The organism is Herbidospora daliensis (assembly GCF_001570585.1).
In the GTDB taxonomy this organism is placed as follows: domain Bacteria; phylum Actinomycetota; class Actinomycetes; order Streptosporangiales; family Streptosporangiaceae; genus Herbidospora; species Herbidospora daliensis.
Map to the genome: position 1 here is coordinate 1,277,936 of NZ_BBXF01000001.1, position 16,233 is coordinate 1,294,168.

Genomic DNA, 16,233 nt, shown 5'->3' on the forward strand with positions numbered 1-16,233 from the left:
CGTTGGCGCGATGTGAACGGGTGCCTTGGATCGCGACGATCTGAGGCATGACCGCCAGACGTCTGTGGATGTTGCCCACCGGGCTCGTGCTGCTCGCCCTCGTCCCTTCCCTGGCCGGGGGTCTCCGGCTGGCCGAACTCTCCGGCGGCGGGCCCGTCACGCCCGGAAACGCGCGTTTCTTCGACCTGCCGCTGCCGGTCGTGGCGCACATCGTCGGCGCGGTGGTCTACGCGCTGCTCGGGGCGTTCCAGTTCGTCCCGTCCCTGCGGCGCGGCTCGTGGCACCGGCGGGCCGGGCGGGTGCTGGTGCCGGCCGGGCTCACGGTGGCCCTGAGCGGGATCTGGATGGCCCTCGCGTACGACATGCCCGCCTCCGACGACGGGCTGCCGATGACGATCATGCGCGTGGGCGTCGGCGGGGTGATGGCCTTCGCCATCGGCTACGCCGTCGTGGCGGTCCGCAGACGGGACTTCGCCACCCACCGGGCCTGGATGATCCGCGCGTACGCCTTGGCGATGGGCGCCGGCACCCAGGCGTTCACCCACATCCCGTTCGCCGTCGCCGGGGTCACCCCCGACGACACCGGGCGGTTCGCCGCGATGGCCGCCGGGTGGGCGATCAACGCGGCGGTGGCCGAGTGGGCGATCAGGCGTTCCTGATCCGGCCGGTCTCGTAGGCCCACATCGCGATCTCGACCCGGTTCCGGGCGCCGAGCTTGGCCATGAGGCTGGCGACGTGGGTCTTCACGGTGCTGACCGAGATGTGCAGTTCGTCGGCGATCTCGTGGTTGGTCCGCCCCCGGGCCACGGTCGTGATGATCTGCTCCTCCCGGTCGGTCAGCGGCTCGAACGGCTGCACCGGGTCGGCCGTGCCCGCGAAGGCGCGCAGCAGGCGGGCCGTGACGTTGGGCGCGATCAGGGCGTCGCCGGCCGCCGCGGCCCTGATCGCCTGGGCGAGCAGCGCCGACCCGGCGTCCTTCAGCAGAAAGCCCCGCGCGCCCGCGCGCAGCGCGGCGTAGACGTACTCGTCGAGGTCGAAGGTGGTGATGACGACCACCGCGACCTCGTGGGAGAGCTCGCGGGTGGCGTCGATGCCGTTCATGCCGGGCATGCGGATGTCGAGCAGGCACACGTCGGGCTTCAGCCGGCGGGCCAGTTCGACCGCGCGGCGGCCGTCGGCGGCCTCGCCGACGACCTCGATGTCGTCCTGGGCCTCCAGGATCATCACCAGGCCGGTCCGGACGATCTCCTGGTCGTCGGCCACGATCACGCGAATGGTCATGCGGTCCTCGGGAGCACGGCGGTGACGGTCCAGCCACGGCCGGGGGCGGGACCCGCCTCGCAGGTGCCGCCGAGGAGGGTGGCCCGTTCGGCCATGCCGAGCAGACCATAACCCGTCGCGCCGGGGGCCGGGGCGTCGCCGTCGTCGGTGACCCGCAGCCTGACCCGGTCTCCGTCGGCCGCGACGAGCACGTGGATGCGGGTGGCGTGGCGGGCGTGCCGCCGGGCGTTGGTGACCGACTCCTGGGCCAGCCGGAAGATCGCGGCGTCGGTCGGCGGCGGCAGCGCGCCGAGGTCGCCGGCCACCTCGACGTCGACCGGCACGCCCGAGCCCTTCTGCAGCTCCGGCAGGTCGGCGACGCCCCTGGCGGGGTCGAGGTCGGCGGGGTGGCGCAGCACCCGCACCATCGTCCGCATCTCGGCCAGCGCCCGCGACGCCTCGGCCTCGATGACCTTCAGCGCCTCGACGGCCGCGCCGGGATCCTTCTCCGCGCGGGCCAGCCCGGCCTGGGCCCTGATCGCCATCGCCGACACGTGGTGGGCGACGGTGTCGTGCAGGTCGCGGGCCAGGCGTTCGCGTTCGAGCAGCTTCACCTGCTCGCGGTCGCGCTGCTGGACCCTGACCCGGAACCGGACCGCGATCCCGGCCAGCAGCGCGATCGAGACGACGGCGAGCGCGCCGACCAGGTCGGCCGGCGCCGGGACCGACAGCACGACGTTGGCCGCCATCAGCGCCGCGCCCGCCAGGATCTCGCGCCCCGACCCCCACCGGCCGAGCGTGTAGGGCAGGATCAGCAGGAACACCGCCGTATGGGTGTCGTCGGGGCGGCCCATCAGCAGGTCGGCCACGAGGGTGCCGCCGAAGGCGAGCCCGGCCACGAGCAGCGGATGGGAGCGCCGCCACCACAGGGTCGGCACCAGCGCGAGCGTCAGCGCCACGACCGGCCACGGCAGTTCCGGCCGCAGCACCCCTTCGAGCACCACGGCCGGCGCCAGCACGCCGATCAGCGCGTAGTCACGCCAGACCCTCTTGGGGGGAGGCGGAAGCGGGCGCGGCTCGGTCCACACGCCGTCATGGTACGAGTTCGCACCCGATCGCGGATCCGCCCGGAGTACTACCGTTTCCGAGGGTCACCGTGCCCGTCCGGCCCTGGTGTTCGATCGTGTACGTCCCCCGGAAGCCCCGCAGCGGGATGCGGCCCTCCTCGTCGGTCCGCATGGTCGTCTCGGGCATCCACCACTCACCCCTGACGAGGTCGCGCAGGGCGTGGAAGGAGGGCTTGGGGCTGCCGTCCTTCCGGACGAAGCCGCCGGGGGCGCCGAGCCATTCGCCGTCCTGGATGCCCCAGTAGGTGATCGCCCGGACGGCCGGGTGGCCGACCAGGGTGCGGTAGTGGCGGACGATCTCGTCGGCCTGGCGCTCCTCGCCCTCGGGGGTCGAGGGCCAGTCGTCGATCTGGTAGTCGTTCAGGTCGACGATCTCGGGCGGCATCAGGTGCCCCGACACGATGGTCGTCTCGGTGAAGTGGATCGGCAGGCCGTACCGGGAGAAGCGGTCGAGGGTCTCCAGGGTGCGCTCCTCGCCCCAGTAGCCCTGGTGCATGTGGCTCTGCAGGCCGAGCGCGTCGATCCGGACGCCCGCTTCGAGCACGCCCTCGATGAGGCACTCGTAGGCGGCCGACATGTCGAAGTCGTTGAGCAGCAGGGTCGCGCCCGGGTTGGCGTGGCGGGCGGCGTCGAAGACCATCCGGATCATCGGGATGCGGCCGATGTCGCGGCACAGGTGGGTGATGCCGTTGGGGTACTTGTCGAAGATCGGCATGATGACGACCTCGTTGATCACGTCCCACATGTCGATCACGCCGGAGAAGTCGGTGACCTCGCGGGTGATGCGGGCGACCTGGGCGGCGGCGATCTCGCCGTTGTTCAGATCGAGCAGCCAGTCGGGGGCCAGGGTGTGCCAGGCCAGCGGGTGACCCTTGACGGGCACGCCCCGGTCTTTGAAGAACCAGGCCATCTCCATCAGCTTCTCGGTCTGCGGCCTGCCCATCTCGCCCTCGAACTGGCCCCAGTAGAAGGGCAGCGTGGCGAAGTTGAACAGCTCGAACCAGTGGTCGGCCAGCGGGATGTCGCGATCGAAGCCGGTGCAGCCGAACAGGAACTCGTGATCGGTCTGCCTGACGAGAACGTCCTGCCCGGCGACGGGGTTCTGGTCGGCGGTGACGGTGACGAGGGCGTCCGCGACGCGGTGGGAGGGAAGCACCCCTCCCCTATACCTACGTGGCGGTCGCCAACACCAGGGGGAGCACGACCGGTGCGCCCGCGTGCCGGATCTGTGCGGCGGCGAGCGTCAGCGTCCAGCCGGTGTCGGCGCGGTCGTCGACCAGCAGGACCGGGCCCTGAGCTTCGGCGATCTGCCCCGCGAGGTCGCGGGGCATGGCCAGGGTGGCCCTGATCGCCTGGACCCGCTGGTTGCTGTTGAACTGCCTGCCCGGGGCGCCGGCGCGGTAGCCGAGCTCTCCCAGATAGGTCAGGCGGCCGACCTGGGCGAGGCGCTCGGCGAGGCTGCGTACCAATCGGGGCTTGGAGACGGACGGCACGCTGACGACGGCGACCGGCCGCTGCTCCCAGCCCCAGCCCTTCAGCACCTCGACGACGGCCCCGAAGACGTCGTCGGGGATCTCGGCGTCGGGACCGGCCAGGAGTTCCCGCAGCCGGGTGCCCCAGCCGATGTCGGTCAATCTGCCGAGCGCGCGGCCGGTGCCGGCGGACAGTTCGGGCTTGATGCGGCCCTTGAGGTCGTCGAGGCCGGTCGGCCACTGGCGGCGGGGTTCGAGGTCGACGCCGGGCCGGACCAGCCGGTCGTGGGCGCTCTTGACGGCGCTGTCGGCGACGCCGGAGTCCCACCAGGAGCCGGTGCAGTTGTCGCAGCGGCCGCAGGGGGTGGCGGTGTCGTCGTCGAGGTGGCGGCGCAGGAACATCTCGCGGCAACCGTCGGTGGTCAGGTAGGCGAGCATGGCCTCCTGCTCGGCGGTGCGCTCGGCGGCGACGCGCTTGTAGCGGTCGGCGTCGTAGGCCCAGTCTTCGCCGGTGGCCTCCCAGCCGCCCTTGACCCGGCGGACCGCGCCGTCGACGTCGAGGACCTTGAGCATCATCTCCAGGCGGGTGCGGCTGAGGTCGACCCGGCTCTCCAGGGCGGCCGTCGAGAGGGTCTGGTCGCCGAGCGCGGCCAGGGCGGCTCTCACCTGGTTCTCCGGCGGGAACGCCAGGGATCCGAAATAGGCCCAGATGTCGCGGTCTTCCGTACCGGGAAGCAGGATGACCTCGGCCCGCGCCACCCCGCGCCCGGCGCGGCCGACCTGCTGGTAGTAGGCGACCGGCGACGGCGGCGCACCGACGTGGACGACGAACCCGAGGTCGGGCTTGTCGAAGCCCATCCCGAGCGCCGAGGTCGCCACCAGCGCCTTGACCCGGTTGGCGAGCAGGTCGTCTTCGGCGGCGAGCCGCTCCGACGGTTCGGTCTGCCCCGAGTAGGCCACCACCGGGAACCCCTGGTCGCGCAGGTAGGCGGCGATCTCGGAGGCGGCGGCGACGGTCAGCGTGTAGACGATCCCGGAGCCCGGCAGCTCCTTGAGCGCGGTCGCCAGCCAGGCCAGCCGCTTCTCGGGCCCGCCGGGGTTGACCACCGACAGGCGCAGGCTGTCGCGTTCGAGCGGCCCGCGCAGCACGAGCGCGTCGCCGAGCTGCTCGGCGACGTCGCGCGTCACCCGCGCGTTGGCGGTCGCGGTCGTGGCCAGCACCGGCACGCCGGGCGGCAGCTCTTCGAGGAGGGTGCGCAGGCGGCGGTAGTCGGGCCGGAAGTCGTGGCCCCAGTCGGAGATGCAGTGGGCCTCGTCGACCACCACGAGCCCGGCCGACTCGGCCAGCTCGGGCAGCACCTGGTCGCGGAACTCGGGGTTGTTCAGCCGCTCGGGGCTGACCAGCAGCACGTCGACGAGCCCCTCGGCGACCTGGCCGTAGATCTTCTCCCACTCGCCCGGGTTGACCGAGTTCACGCTGACGGCGTGGATCCCGGCCCGCTCGGCGGCGGCGATCTGGTTGCGCATCAGCGCCAGCAGCGGCGAGATGATCACCGTCGGCCCCTCGCCGAGCTCGCGCAGCAGCGCGGTGGCGATGAAGTAGACCGCCGACTTGCCCCAGCCGGTGCGCTGCACCACCAGCGTGCGCCTGCGGTCGAGCACCAGCGACTTGATCGCGGTCCACTGGTCGTCGCGCAGGGTCGCGTGGTCGCCCGCGAGCGCCCGCAGGCGCTCCTCGGCCTCCTCGCGCAGCATCTCCTCTTCGCTCACGGTGTCCTTAGTACCAGTAAATTCCTCCTGTGGACGTCACCACCTGGTACCTCGAACAGACCTCCCCCTCCGATCTGCGCCCCGCCCGGCCCCCGCGCGACGACGTCGACATCGTCCGGGCCGAGATCCCGTCGGCCGCCTTCCACCGGTTCCTCTACGGCGCGGTGGGCGGCGGCTGGCAGTGGACCGACCGGCGGTCGTGGACCGACGACCAGTGGCTCTCGTGGCTCGACCTGGGCGTGGAGACCTGGGTGGCCTACCTGCGCGGGACGCCCGCGGGCTACATCGCCCTCGAACCGCAGGGCGCCTCGGTGGAGGTCGCCTACTTCGGGCTCCTCCCCTTCGCCATCGGCAAGGGCCTCGGCGGCCACCTGCTGCACTACGGCGTCGAGCGGGCCTGGAAGCTCGCCACCGAGCGGGTCTGGGTGCACACCTGCTCACTCGACTCCCCGGCGGCCCGCGGAAACTACGAGGCCAGGGGATTCCGCCTGTACAAGACGGAAGTCTCGAAGGTCTGAGTCGCGGGCGTCGGTGGGGACCGGCAAAATGTTCGACATGGCCCGACGAACCACCAGCCCCCCGCCCGACGAGGACTTCGAGGAGCGGATCGTCGACATCGACGTGTCCGCGGAGATGCGCACCAGCTTCCTGGAATACGCCTACAGCGTCATCTACCAGCGCGCGCTCCCCGACGCCCGCGACGGGCTCAAGCCCGTGCAGCGGCGCATCCTCTACTCGATGAACGAAATGGGGCTGCGCCCCGACCGGGGCCACGTGAAGTCGTCCCGCGTCGTCGGCGAGGTCATGGGCAAGCTCCACCCCCACGGCGACGGCGCGATCTACGACGCGCTGGTCCGCCAGGCCCAGCCGTTCTCGATGCGGCTGCCGCTGGTCGACGGCCACGGCAACTTCGGCTCGCCCGACGACCTGCCGGCCGCCATGCGCTACACCGAGGCCCGCCTGTCCGACGCGGCGATGCTGATGGTGCAGTCGATCGACGAGGACACGGTCGACTTCAAGCCCAACTACGACGGCCAGGAGACCGAGCCCTCGGTCCTGGGCTCGGCGTTCCCCAACCTGCTGGTCAACGGCTCGACCGGCATCGCGGTCGGCATGGCGACCAACATGGCCCCCCACAACCTGGTCGAGGTCGTGGCGGCCGCGCGGCACCTGCTGAAGCACCCCGACGCGACGCTCGACGACCTGATGAACTTCATCCCGGGCCCCGACCTGCCCACGGGCGGCTACATCAACGGCCTGTCGGGCATCCACGACGCCTACCGGACCGGCCGCGGCACCTTCAAGATGCGGGCCACCGCGACGATCGAGAACGTCACCCCGCGCCGCAAGGGCCTGGTCGTCACCGCGCTCCCCTACAACGTCGGGCCCGAGCGCGTCGTCACCAAGATCAAGGAACTGGTGACGTCGAAGAAGCTGACCGGCATCGCCGACCTCAAGGACCTCACCGACCGGCACAAGGGCCTCCAGCTGGTCATCGAGATCAAGAACGGCTTCAACCCCGAGGCGGTGCTCGAGGAGCTCTACCGGCTGACGCCGATGGAGGAGACGTTCGGCATCAACAACGTGGCCCTCGTCGACGGCCAGCCGCGCACCCTGGGCCTGCGCGAACTCCTGTCGGTGTACGTCGACCACCGGATCGACGTCGTGCGCCGCCGGTCCCTCCACCGCCGCCGCAAGCGCGAGGAGCGGCTCCACCTGGTCGAGGGCCTGATCGTGGCCCTGCTGAACATCGACGAGGTCATCCAGGTCATCCGCAACGCCGACGACTCGGCGGCGGCCCGAACGGGCCTGATGGAGCGCTTCGAGCTCAGCGAGATCCAGGCCAACTACATCCTCGACACCCCGCTGCGCCGCCTGACCCGCTACGACAACCTGGAGCTCGACAAGGAGAAGGCGACGCTGACCCGCGAGATCGCGGAGCTCACCGAGATCCTCTCCTCCGACCTGAAGCTCCGCAAGGTCGTCTCCGACGAGCTCGCCCAGGTCGCCAAGACCTACGGCACCCCCCGCCGCACCCTGCTGCTGGAGGGCGGGGTGGCCGCGCTCGCGCCGGTGCCCCTGGAGGTCGCCGACGACCCGTGCCTGGTCCTGCTCTCCTCCACCGGCCTGCTGGCCCGCACCGCCGACGCCTCGCCGCTGCCCGCCGAGGGTGAGCGCACCGTCCACGACGTGCTGGTGTCGGCCGTGCGCTCGACGGTCCGGGGCGAGGTCGGGGTGGTGACCTCGCTCGGCCGCATGATCCGGGTGAGCGTGGTCGACCTGCCGACCCTGCCGGCCTCGGCCAACCCGCCCTCCCTGGCGGGCGGCCACCCGGTGGCCGAATACGTCTCGCTGGCCGCCGACGAGACCGTGGTCGGCATCGGCTCCCTCGACCCCGACGGCCCCGGCCTGGCCATCGGCACCGAGCAGGGCGTGGTGAAGCGGGTGGTGCCCGACTACCCGGCCAACCGCGACGAGTTCGAGGTCATCGGCCTGCGCGACGGCGACGTGGTGGTGGGCGCCGTCGAGCTCACCTCAGAAGACCACGACCTGGTCTTCATCACCTCCGACGCCCAGCTGCTGCGCTACACCGCGACCAACGTCCGCCCGCAGGGCCGCCCGGCGGGCGGCATGGCCGGGATCCGGGTCGAGCCCGGCGCGAAGGTCATCTGGTTCGGCGCGATCGACCCGGCGCGGGAGTCGCGCGTGGTGACCATCGCCGGTTCCTCGACCGCCCTGCCCGGCACCCAGATCGGCGGCGGCAAGATCTCCGACTACGCCGAGTTCCCGCCGAAGGGCCGCGCGACGGGCGGCGTGCGCGCCCAGCGTTTCCTCAAGGGCGAAGACGTGCTGCTGCTGGCCTGGGCGGGCCCCGGCCCGGCGAAGGCGGTGTCGTCGGTCGGCAAGCCGGTGCCGCTGCCCGACGAGATCGGCCGCCGCGACGGCTCGGGGGTCAGGCTGACCCACACGGTCGCGGCCATCGGCGGAGCCCTGTGAGTCAGGCCAGCTTCGTCTCGTAGGCGGCGCGGAGGTCCTGCCAGCCGTGGTCGAGGGCGTCGTCGCCCACGACCCGGCCCTGGGGCGTGCCCGACAGGAGCAGGTCGGCGGTGTCGAGGCAGACGTGCCAGCCGGCCGCGTTGCGGGCCGCCCAGTCGGGGCCGGGCATCGTGTGCGACAGGCGCAGGCGGGTGCCCGACTCCGTCGGCTCCAGCTCCCAGCGGAGCAGGTCGCCGCCCCACGTGTATTCGAGCACGGCGGGGCGGTCGGCCCTGACCACCGTCTCCTCGGTGCCGGCGCCGTCCATGACCAGGGTGGCCTCGCCCGGGGCGCCGAGATCGCGGTCGGGCTCGAACGGGGCCCACTCCCGCAGCTGACCCGGTGCGGTCAGCGCGGCCCAGACCTTCTCCGGGGGGTGGCGGAGGTCGCGGGTGAAGACGAGGGTCCAGCGGCCGTCGTCTGCCGGGTGCGCGGTGACGTCTGCGAGTTCCATGGGCTACTCCTGGCGGTCGAGGTGGGCTTCGAGGGCGTCGAGGCGGTCGTCCCAGAGGCGGCGGTAGGGCGCCAGCCATTCGTCCAGGGCCGCCAGCGGGCGCGGCTCGACGCGGTAGATGCGCTGTTGCGCGGCCGTGCGCGAAGAGACCAGCCCGGCCTCGCGGAGCACCTTGAGGTGCTTGGAGACGGCGGGCTGGCCCATCGACAACTCCCGCACGAGCTCGCCGACGCTGCTCTCCGACCGGCGCAGCCGGTCGAGGATGCGGCGCCGGGCCGGCTCGGCGAGTACGGCGAACACGTCCACCCTCTTATATTCCCCTTCAGGAATATAAGCCGTCAATCGCAGAGGCAGAACAGGTGGCCCGCCGGGTCGAGGTAGACGACGAAGCCCTCCTCGTTCCCCGGCTGGTGGTGGTGCTTGACCGCCCCGAGCGCGGAGACCCTCTTCCCGGCCTCGACCAGGTCGTCGACGACGACGTCGAGGTGGGCCTGCTGCGGGTGGTCGACCTGCGGCCAGACCGGCGGCACGTAGTCGGGGGCGAGCTGGAACGCCATGCGGATCGGACCGCCGTCGCCGATCGTGACCCAGTCGTCGTCCTCCTTCACGATCTCCCAGCCGAGGAGTTCGGTGTAGAAGCCGGCGAGGGCCTTGGGGTCGGGGCAGTCGTACACGAACGAGTGGAGGGTGGCGATGGCCATGGACGTCTCCTGCTTTCCCGTGACAATGTAACCGGCTAAGAACTTATACCGGTGTTGCCGGATATAGCCAGACAATTACCCCGATCCCCGAGGCTCATGCGCCCGCTACCGCGTCAGGGACGCCAGCAGCAGCGCCGGGTCGCCGCCCGCCCAGTCGGCCAGCAGCTGCGACTCGCGGTCGCCCGGCTCGAACCCGTCGGGCTTCAACATCCCGGCCTCACACAGGGCCACGATCACCGGGTCGTCCTCCGGCAGCGTGTCGACATAACAGGCGGCGTCGATGAGCGCGAGGGCCAGGCGGGCGTTGCGGCCCTCGTCAGACGGCTCCACGCGGTCGAGACGGTTCCGGGCGCGGGCGCGGAGATGGTCGGACAGGGGCGCGGTGGTGCTCATGCTCTCGGGTCTCCTCAGACGGTCGGCGACTTTACGTCACGGATAATTACCTAGGGTGACACGAGTTCGGGGGTCCTTCATCGCATTGGTAGACCCCGGGAAAGGTCACGAATGCGGTCTGCGGGAACATTCCGTACATGAACGGTGCCTTCGATGATCTGCTGTCGGCCAACGAGACCTACTCCGCCACGTTCACCGGTTCCGACCTGACCGGCACGGCGGCCCGCGGACTGGCCGTCGTCACGTGCATGGACTCCCGCATCGACCCCCTCGGCCTGCTGGGCCTCAAGCCCGGCGACGCCAAGATCCTCCGCAACGCGGGGGCCCGCGTCACCGACGACGTGCTGCGCACCCTCGTCGTCGCCGTGTTCGTCCTCGGCGTCAACCGGGTCCTCGTCATGCCGCACACCGACTGCGGCATGACCAAGGTCACCGACGACGACATCCACGACCTGGCCCTGGCCCAGGGGGTCGACACCCGGAGCCTCGACTTCCACACCGTCCCCGACCAGAACGCCGCCCTGCGGCACGACCTGATCCGCATCCGCACCAGCCCGTTCCTCGACGGCGTGGTGTCCGTCGGCGGCGCGATCTACGACGTCCGGACCGGGAAGCTCACCCCGATCGAGGAACTCCGCCGGGACGCCGCGGCCTAATGACCGAGCTCGACCGGATCCTCCGGTTCAAAGAGGATCACATCCGCTCCCAGGCCGACGACGTCCAGGAGCACCTCTTCGGCTTCGCCGTCCGCAATCTCCGGTACGCCGCCTCGCACCACCACAACAAGGTCGTGATCACCGGCCCGGCGGACGCGGCGGAGATCCTGGCCCTGGCCGACCACGCCCTCGACGGGTCGGCCCACCGCCTCGTGGAGATCCACCACGAGCCCACGGCCCTGGTCGCAGCCGCGGCGCTGACCGAGGCCGGCTACGACCGGGAGACCAACCTCCTGATGCGCCACCAGGGCCCCCTGCCGCCCCCAGCGACCGGCGTGGCGGTGGTGACCCTGGAAGACCTCCACGGGCCCGTACGGGCCAGCTGGGCCGCCGACCTCCCCCAGCTCACCGACGAGGAACTCGACCAGCTCACCGACCGCCGCTCCACCCTCCTCCAGGAGGCCTACGAGACGACCTTCCTGGCCGTGCGGGACGGAGGGACGATCGTCTGCCACGGCGACCTGTACGTCCACCGGCCCTCAGGGGTGACCCAGTTCGAAGACCTGTCGACCCACCCCGACCACCAGCGCCGGGGCCACGCCCGCGCCGTGGTGACCGAGGCGATCCACCGGGCGGGCGACTTGCTGCTGTTCCTGGAAGCCGACGGATCGGACTGGCCGAAGGACTTCTACGGCCGCCTCGGCTTCACCCCGGTGGGCCGAACCCACCACTTCCGCCGCATGGTGTGACCGCCGGCAGCCCGAATGCGGAGACCTGGCCGCCCTGTCAGGCCGACCGGCGCATCACGCCGGGCGTCGGAGCGACGGTCGCGCGCAGCTGCCGAGGGGTCTCCTGACAGACGCGGCAGACCGCGTCACCGCGAGCGGCGTGGCAGCACGTGCGCGGACCCCGTCAGGTGCCGGAAGCCCCTGACGGGTGGTCCAGGCGGCGTCGTCAGGCGTCGATGTGGTCGCGGTCGATCTCGGAGGCCGAGCTGACGATGAACTCGCGCCGGGGCGCGACGTCGCTTCCCATCAGCAGGTCGAAGATGCGCTCGCCCTCTTCGACGTCTTCGATCCGGATGCGCCGCAGCACGCGGTGGCGCGGGTCCATGGTGGTCTCCGCCAGCTGGTCGGCGTCCATCTCGCCGAGACCCTTGTAGCGCTGGGGCGGTTCCTTCCACTTCTTGTTCCGCTTGCGGAGCCCGGCCAGCACCTTGTGCAGTTCGGCGTCGGAGTAGCAGTAGATGTACTTCTCCTGCCCCCGCCCCGGATTGGTCAGCTCCACCCGGTGCAGCGGCGGCACCGCGGCGAAGACCCGCCCGGCCTCGACCATCGGCCGCATGTAGCGGTGGAACAACGTCAGCAGCAGGCACCGGATGTGGGCGCCGTCGACGTCGGCGTCGGCCATCAGGATGATCTTGCCGTAGCGGGCCTGCTCGATGTCGAAGGTGCGGCCCGAACCGGCCCCCACCACCTGGATGATCGCGGCGCACTCGGTGTTCTTCAGCATGTCGCTGACGGACGCCTTCTGCACGTTGAGGATCTTGCCCCGGATCGGCAGCAGCGCCTGGAACTCCGAGTCGCGGGCCAGCTTGGCGGTGCCCAGCGCCGAGTCTCCCTCGACGATGAACAACTCGCTGCGGTCGACGCCGTCGCTGCGGCAGTCGACCAGCTTGGCCGGCAGCGCCGAGCTCTCCAGCGCGGTCTTGCGCCGCTGGTTGTCGCGGTGCTCCCGGGCCGCGATGCGGGCCTTGGCCGCCGCGACGATCTTCTCCAGGACCGCCCTGAGCTGCTGCTTGGCCCCGCGCGGCGGGTTGGTGAAGGTCTCGCGGAGCTCCCGCGAGACGACGGTCGAGACGATGCGGGTCGCCGCGGAGGTGCCGAGCACCTCCTTGGTCTGCCCCTCGAACTGCGGCTCGGCCACGCGCACGGTCACCACGCCGGTGAGACCTTCGAGGATGTCCTCTTTGGTCACGCCGTCGTCGTTGGCCCGCAGCAGCCGCGACTCACGCAGTAACTCGTTCATGGTCCGGACCAGCGCGCGCTCGAAGCCGAGCACGTGGGTGCCGCCCTTGGGCGTGGCGATCACGTTCACGAACGACCGCACGGTCGAGTCGTAGCCCTTGCCCCAGCGCACCGCGACGTCGACGACCATCTCGCGCTCGACCTTGGTCGGCGTCATGTGGCCCTGCTCGTCGAGCACCGGCACGGTCTCGTGGAAGTGGCCCTGCCCCTGCATGCGCAGCACGTCGCAGACGGCCTCGTCGCGGGCCAGGAACTCGGTGAACTCGCTGATGCCGCCGTCGAACCGGAAGGTCTCCTCGGTGGCCTCGTCGGCCCGGCTGTCGCGCACCGACAGCGTCAGGCCGGGCACCAGGAACGCCGTCTGCCGCAGCCGGACGTGGATCTCGTCGAGCGAGACCTCGGCCTCGGGCAGGAAGATCTGCCGGTCGGCCCAGAACCGCACCCGCGTGCCGGTGACCCGCGAGCCGAGCGGCCCGCCGTCGCGCAGGCCCGACTTCTTCTTGAACTTGGCCGAGGGGCCCTCGCCGTCGAAGATCCCGGGCACGCCGCGCCGGAAGCTGATCTCGTGGACGCGCCCGTCGCGGTCGACCTCGACGTCGAGCCGGGAGGACAGGGCGTTCACCACCGAGGCGCCCACGCCGTGGAGGCCGCCGGACGCGCCGTAGGAGCCGCCGCCGAACTTCCCGCCGGCGTGGAGCTTGGTGTAGACCAGCTCGACGCCCGGGAGCCCGCTCTTGGGCTCGACGTCGACGGGGATGCCCCGGCCGTCGTCACGCACCTCGATCGACCCGTCTGGATGGAGCTCGACCTCGATGAGGGAGCAGTATCCGGCCAGCGCCTCGTCGACGCAGTTGTCGACGATCTCCCACAGGCAGTGCATGAGCCCGCGGCTGTCGGTCGACCCGATGTACATGCCCGGGCGCTTGCGGACGGCTTCGAGACCTTCCAGAACCGACAGATGACGAGCCGTGTAACCCGTCTCCGCTACCGTCACTCCAGCTCCCACGCTCAACAGTCGAACACGCGTACGCAGCTTAGCGGTAGGCGTGGTTTTACGCCTACCAGCTTGCCAGCTGTCGAGGGCTTCTCGTTACCTGCGGTGTGATCCACGTCACCTTTCGGAACATTCCGCTCTCGGCGTAGTCAGGAGGTGATTGGGAACGCCCTCATCCGGTTAGATGTTGTCCCAAGTGACTGTGACGCCAACATCCCCGGTCAACGGGGTGACCCGAAAGGCGATACGTGACTGGAGCTCTCGCCCCCACCAAGCCGCTGACCGCCCTAGACCGCTGCGACCGATGCGGCGCTCAGGCCTACATTCGCGCGACTCTTCCGGTAGGCGCCGAACTCCTGTTCTGCGCACACCACGGCCGACAGCACGTGGCCGCATTGCGCGACAAGGGCGCTGAGATCCAGGACGAGTCGGCCCGACTCAGTACCACACCCGCCTCCGCCGCTCCTGACGAGCGGTGATCCGGCGGCCGAAATCGACGACGACGGCGTGACCAGGCTCTCCCTGGTCACGCCGTTCGTCATTCTCTCTTGCGTTGCCGCTGGCCTGGGGTTTCGGCCCTAGGCTGGGCGGGTGCTGATCCTCCTGCCGCCCTCGGAGGGCAAGGCGGCCTCCGGCCGGGGTCGTCCCGTCGATCTCGACGCGCTGAGCTTCCCCGAGCTGACCTCCGCCCGTGAGAAGGTCCTCGACGCCCTCGTCGAGCTCTGCCACTCCCCCGAGCAGGCCCACCAGGTCCTCGGCCTGCCCCCGGGCCTGGCGGGCGAGATCGTCCGCAACCAGGGCCTGCGCTCGGCCCGGACGGTCAAGGTCGCCGATCTCTACACCGGCGTCCTCTACGACGCCCTCAGCCTGGCCACGCTCGACTCCCAGGCCAGGGCGCGGGCCACCAAGCGGCTGGTCGTCTTCTCGGGGCTCTGGGGCGCGCTCAGGCTCGGCGACCGGGTCCCGCCCTACCGGCTCTCGATGGGGGTGCGCCTCCCGCCCGTGGGCGGCCTGGCCGCGTTCTGGAAGCCCAATCTCGCCCCGATCCTCGACGGGGGCGGCGGGCTCGTGGTCGATCTCCGGTCGTCCACCTACGCGGCGGCCTGGAAACCCAAGAGGGAGAGCGTCGCGGTGCGGGTCCTGCGGCCGGACGGCACCGTCGTCAGCCACATGGCCAAGCTGACCAGGGGCCTGATCGCCCGGTCGCTGGTGGAGAGCCCCGCCCCGGCGAAGGACGCCGGCGAGCTCGCCCACCTGCTGACCAGGCTCGGTCACGCCGTCGAGCTCCACCCGGGCAGGCTCGACGTGGTGCTCAGTTCGTGATGACGTTCAGTTTGTTGCAGGCCCGCTGAAACTGGTTCTCCGGCTCTCCGCCGAGGTGCGACCACGGCAGCCTGCTGAACCGGCCGCCCGTCCGCGTGAGATGTCCTCTTGCCGGACGTCGCAGGTCGGACAGGAAGAACGCGGCCCCGAAGGCGTTGTGGGCCTCGATGGAGCGGGGATGGGCGGGGCCGATCCGGCGCTGCGACCACTGGCCGGCCGCCGCGACGATCTCCCGTTGGGCGTCGAAGCCGAACCAGGCGCCGCGTGACATGGGAGTGCGGTCGGCGGCGGCGTTCTCGAAGTGGGCCAGCGGGATCAGGGCCGGCAGGGGGCTGCCCTCGGGGGCCTTGGCGACCACCGCGCGGGCGAATTCCATCATCTCGGCCGAGCTGCCGCCCCAGGCGGGCGAGAGGGTGATCAGCCGGGCCACGTTGGCCGGATAAAGCGTGGGCCAGCGGCGGGCGCATTCGTACCAGACCGAGTCCTTGTCGGTCCGGGGTCGTTCGAGGCCGACGGCGAGCCAGAGCATCGACTCCCACGGGACCGGGTCGGCGGGCATCAGCCCGGCGGCGGTGACGAGCGGCTGGCGGGCCGACTCCATCGCGGTGTGGTAAGCCTCCAGCCGGCGGGCCTGCACGGCCCGCGCCTTCACTTCGGGTTTTATCTCGAACGCTTCCTCGATTCTGGTCCGGCCGAGCCACAGCCATAAATCGGGATTCGACTGGTCCCGGGCGATGAGGCTTTCGATGCCGCGGCTCATTCCCATCGCGGCGCGGGAGAGGGCCTCTATACGCAGGGCGCGCACTTCGGGATCGCCTCTGGTGGCGGCCAGGAGGGGGATGGCCGCCTCGACGTTACGGCGCTGAACGGCCAGAACCGCCTCGTCCAGCATGATGTCCGCCCATGGGCGGTCCGGGATCACTCGTGGCCCCCGAGCACGTGCTCGATCCACTTCGATTACTCCCATGGGGCGGCAGCATAGAAGTGACCGGTCGATCAGGCGCAACCATCGTGTTACAC

Annotated in this window: 17 protein-coding genes; 7 read left to right on the forward strand and 10 right to left on the reverse strand. The window is 71.0% G+C overall.

What is annotated here, in order from left to right; all coding sequences use genetic code 11:
• Nucleotides 1-47: 47 nt before the first annotated feature.
• Nucleotides 48-659, forward strand: coding sequence for a DUF2306 domain-containing protein (locus AW274_RS05150; protein WP_062429822.1), 612 nt, complete (start codon nucleotides 48-50; stop codon nucleotides 657-659).
• Here the strand turns inward: AW274_RS05150 and AW274_RS05155 are convergent.
• From AW274_RS05155 to AW274_RS05170, 4 genes are read right to left on the reverse strand one after another with little or no spacing between them, the layout of a single operon-like run.
• On the reverse strand, nucleotides 646-1,281 hold the full coding sequence (locus AW274_RS05155) for a response regulator transcription factor (protein WP_062429824.1): 636 nt from the start codon (nucleotides 1,279-1,281) through the stop codon (nucleotides 646-648). The two genes, AW274_RS05150 and AW274_RS05155, sit on opposite strands and share 14 nt — an antisense overlap.
• Entirely contained in the window at nucleotides 1,278-2,348 is a 1,071-nt protein-coding gene (locus AW274_RS05160) for a sensor histidine kinase (RefSeq protein ID WP_062429826.1), read from the reverse strand. Before AW274_RS05160 ends, AW274_RS05155 begins: the two co-directional genes overlap by 4 nt.
• A gap of 4 nt (nucleotides 2,349-2,352) precedes the next feature.
• Entirely contained in the window at nucleotides 2,353-3,543 is a 1,191-nt protein-coding gene (locus tag AW274_RS05165) for an endo-1,4-beta-xylanase (RefSeq protein WP_062429828.1), read from the reverse strand.
• A 13-nt stretch (nucleotides 3,544-3,556) separates the two neighbouring features.
• On the reverse strand, nucleotides 3,557-5,614 hold the full coding sequence (locus AW274_RS05170; protein ID WP_062430139.1) for a RecQ family ATP-dependent DNA helicase: 2,058 nt from the start codon (nucleotides 5,612-5,614) through the stop codon (nucleotides 3,557-3,559).
• 44 nt (nucleotides 5,615-5,658) lie between these two features.
• On the opposite strand from AW274_RS05170, the gene AW274_RS05175 reads away from it, so the two are divergent.
• Both AW274_RS05175 and AW274_RS05180 read left to right on the forward strand, forming a co-directional pair.
• Nucleotides 5,659-6,147 carry a GNAT family N-acetyltransferase gene (locus AW274_RS05175; RefSeq protein WP_198169015.1) on the forward strand — a complete coding sequence of 163 codons (489 nt, stop codon included), beginning with the start codon at nucleotides 5,659-5,661 and terminating at the stop codon, nucleotides 6,145-6,147.
• A 37-nt stretch (nucleotides 6,148-6,184) separates the two neighbouring features.
• Complete coding sequence (locus AW274_RS05180; protein ID WP_062430140.1) at nucleotides 6,185-8,626, forward strand: DNA gyrase/topoisomerase IV subunit A; 2,442 nt, start codon at nucleotides 6,185-6,187, stop codon at nucleotides 8,624-8,626.
• A gap of 1 nt (nucleotide 8,627) precedes the next feature.
• Here AW274_RS05180 and AW274_RS05185 read toward each other — a convergent pair whose 3' ends face one another.
• The 4 genes from AW274_RS05185 to AW274_RS05200 form a co-directional block, all read right to left on the reverse strand.
• Nucleotides 8,628-9,119, reverse strand: a complete 492-nt coding sequence (locus AW274_RS05185) for an SRPBCC family protein (RefSeq protein ID WP_062429832.1) — start codon at nucleotides 9,117-9,119, stop codon at nucleotides 8,628-8,630.
• Nucleotides 9,120-9,122: 3 nt separating this feature from the next.
• The gene (locus tag AW274_RS05190) at nucleotides 9,123-9,419 is read right to left on the reverse strand and encodes an ArsR/SmtB family transcription factor (protein WP_232319978.1); all 297 of its coding nucleotides are present in this window, start codon (nucleotides 9,417-9,419) and stop codon (nucleotides 9,123-9,125) included.
• 38 nt (nucleotides 9,420-9,457) lie between these two features.
• Nucleotides 9,458-9,820 (reverse strand): VOC family protein, encoded by a 363-nt coding sequence (locus tag AW274_RS05195; RefSeq protein ID WP_062429834.1) that lies wholly within the window; start codon nucleotides 9,818-9,820, stop codon nucleotides 9,458-9,460.
• A 105-nt stretch (nucleotides 9,821-9,925) separates the two neighbouring features.
• Nucleotides 9,926-10,213: a hypothetical protein gene (locus tag AW274_RS05200; protein ID WP_062429836.1), complete on the reverse strand. Its 288-nt coding sequence runs from the start codon at nucleotides 10,211-10,213 to the stop codon at nucleotides 9,926-9,928.
• Between the two features lie 137 nt (nucleotides 10,214-10,350).
• Here AW274_RS05200 and AW274_RS05205 point away from each other — a divergent pair, with 137 nt between their 5' ends.
• Together AW274_RS05205 and AW274_RS05210 are read left to right on the forward strand one after the other, a co-directional pair.
• Complete coding sequence (locus AW274_RS05205; RefSeq protein ID WP_062429838.1) at nucleotides 10,351-10,869, forward strand: beta-class carbonic anhydrase; 519 nt, start codon at nucleotides 10,351-10,353, stop codon at nucleotides 10,867-10,869.
• Nucleotides 10,869-11,618: a GNAT family N-acetyltransferase gene (locus tag AW274_RS05210; protein WP_062429840.1), complete on the forward strand. Its 750-nt coding sequence runs from the start codon at nucleotides 10,869-10,871 to the stop codon at nucleotides 11,616-11,618. Before AW274_RS05205 ends, AW274_RS05210 begins: the two co-directional genes overlap by 1 nt.
• Before the next feature lie 205 nt (nucleotides 11,619-11,823).
• Here the strand turns inward: AW274_RS05210 and AW274_RS05215 are convergent, their stop codons facing one another.
• Nucleotides 11,824-13,890, reverse strand: a complete 2,067-nt coding sequence (locus AW274_RS05215; RefSeq protein WP_232319979.1) for a DNA gyrase/topoisomerase IV subunit B — start codon at nucleotides 13,888-13,890, stop codon at nucleotides 11,824-11,826.
• Between the two features lie 248 nt (nucleotides 13,891-14,138).
• Here AW274_RS05215 and AW274_RS41780 point away from each other — a divergent pair, with 248 nt between their 5' ends.
• Both AW274_RS41780 and AW274_RS05220 read left to right on the forward strand, forming a co-directional pair.
• Nucleotides 14,139-14,369, forward strand: coding sequence for a DUF7455 domain-containing protein (locus AW274_RS41780; protein WP_083973837.1), 231 nt, complete (start codon nucleotides 14,139-14,141; stop codon nucleotides 14,367-14,369).
• A gap of 112 nt (nucleotides 14,370-14,481) precedes the next feature.
• Nucleotides 14,482-15,213, forward strand: coding sequence for a YaaA family protein (locus AW274_RS05220; RefSeq protein ID WP_062429844.1), 732 nt, complete (start codon nucleotides 14,482-14,484; stop codon nucleotides 15,211-15,213).
• Here the strand turns inward: AW274_RS05220 and AW274_RS05225 are convergent.
• Nucleotides 15,203-16,105 carry a hypothetical protein gene (locus tag AW274_RS05225; RefSeq protein WP_232319980.1) on the reverse strand — a complete coding sequence of 301 codons (903 nt, stop codon included), beginning with the start codon at nucleotides 16,103-16,105 and terminating at the stop codon, nucleotides 15,203-15,205. The two genes, AW274_RS05220 and AW274_RS05225, sit on opposite strands and share 11 nt — an antisense overlap.
• Nucleotides 16,106-16,233 lie beyond the last annotated feature (128 nt).

Coding starts and splice junctions, on each gene's coding strand:
- AW274_RS05155 (WP_062429824.1), bottom strand. CDS start 1,281: ATGACCATTCGCGTGATCGTGGCCGACGACCAGGAGATCGTCCGGACC.
- AW274_RS05180 (WP_062430140.1), top strand. CDS start 6,185: ATGGCCCGACGAACCACCAGCCCCCCGCCCGACGAGGACTTCGAGGAG.
- AW274_RS05210 (WP_062429840.1), top strand. CDS start 10,869: ATGACCGAGCTCGACCGGATCCTCCGGTTCAAAGAGGATCACATCCGC.
- AW274_RS05225 (WP_232319980.1), bottom strand. CDS start 16,105: ATGCTGGACGAGGCGGTTCTGGCCGTTCAGCGCCGTAACGTCGAGGCG.
- AW274_RS05170 (WP_062430139.1), bottom strand. CDS start 5,614: ATGCTGCGCGAGGAGGCCGAGGAGCGCCTGCGGGCGCTCGCGGGCGAC.
- AW274_RS05150 (WP_062429822.1), top strand. CDS start 48: ATGACCGCCAGACGTCTGTGGATGTTGCCCACCGGGCTCGTGCTGCTC.
- AW274_RS05185 (WP_062429832.1), bottom strand. CDS start 9,119: ATGGAACTCGCAGACGTCACCGCGCACCCGGCAGACGACGGCCGCTGG.
- AW274_RS05195 (WP_062429834.1), bottom strand. CDS start 9,820: ATGGCCATCGCCACCCTCCACTCGTTCGTGTACGACTGCCCCGACCCC.
- AW274_RS05205 (WP_062429838.1), top strand. CDS start 10,351: ATGAACGGTGCCTTCGATGATCTGCTGTCGGCCAACGAGACCTACTCC.
- AW274_RS05200 (WP_062429836.1), bottom strand. CDS start 10,213: ATGAGCACCACCGCGCCCCTGTCCGACCATCTCCGCGCCCGCGCCCGG.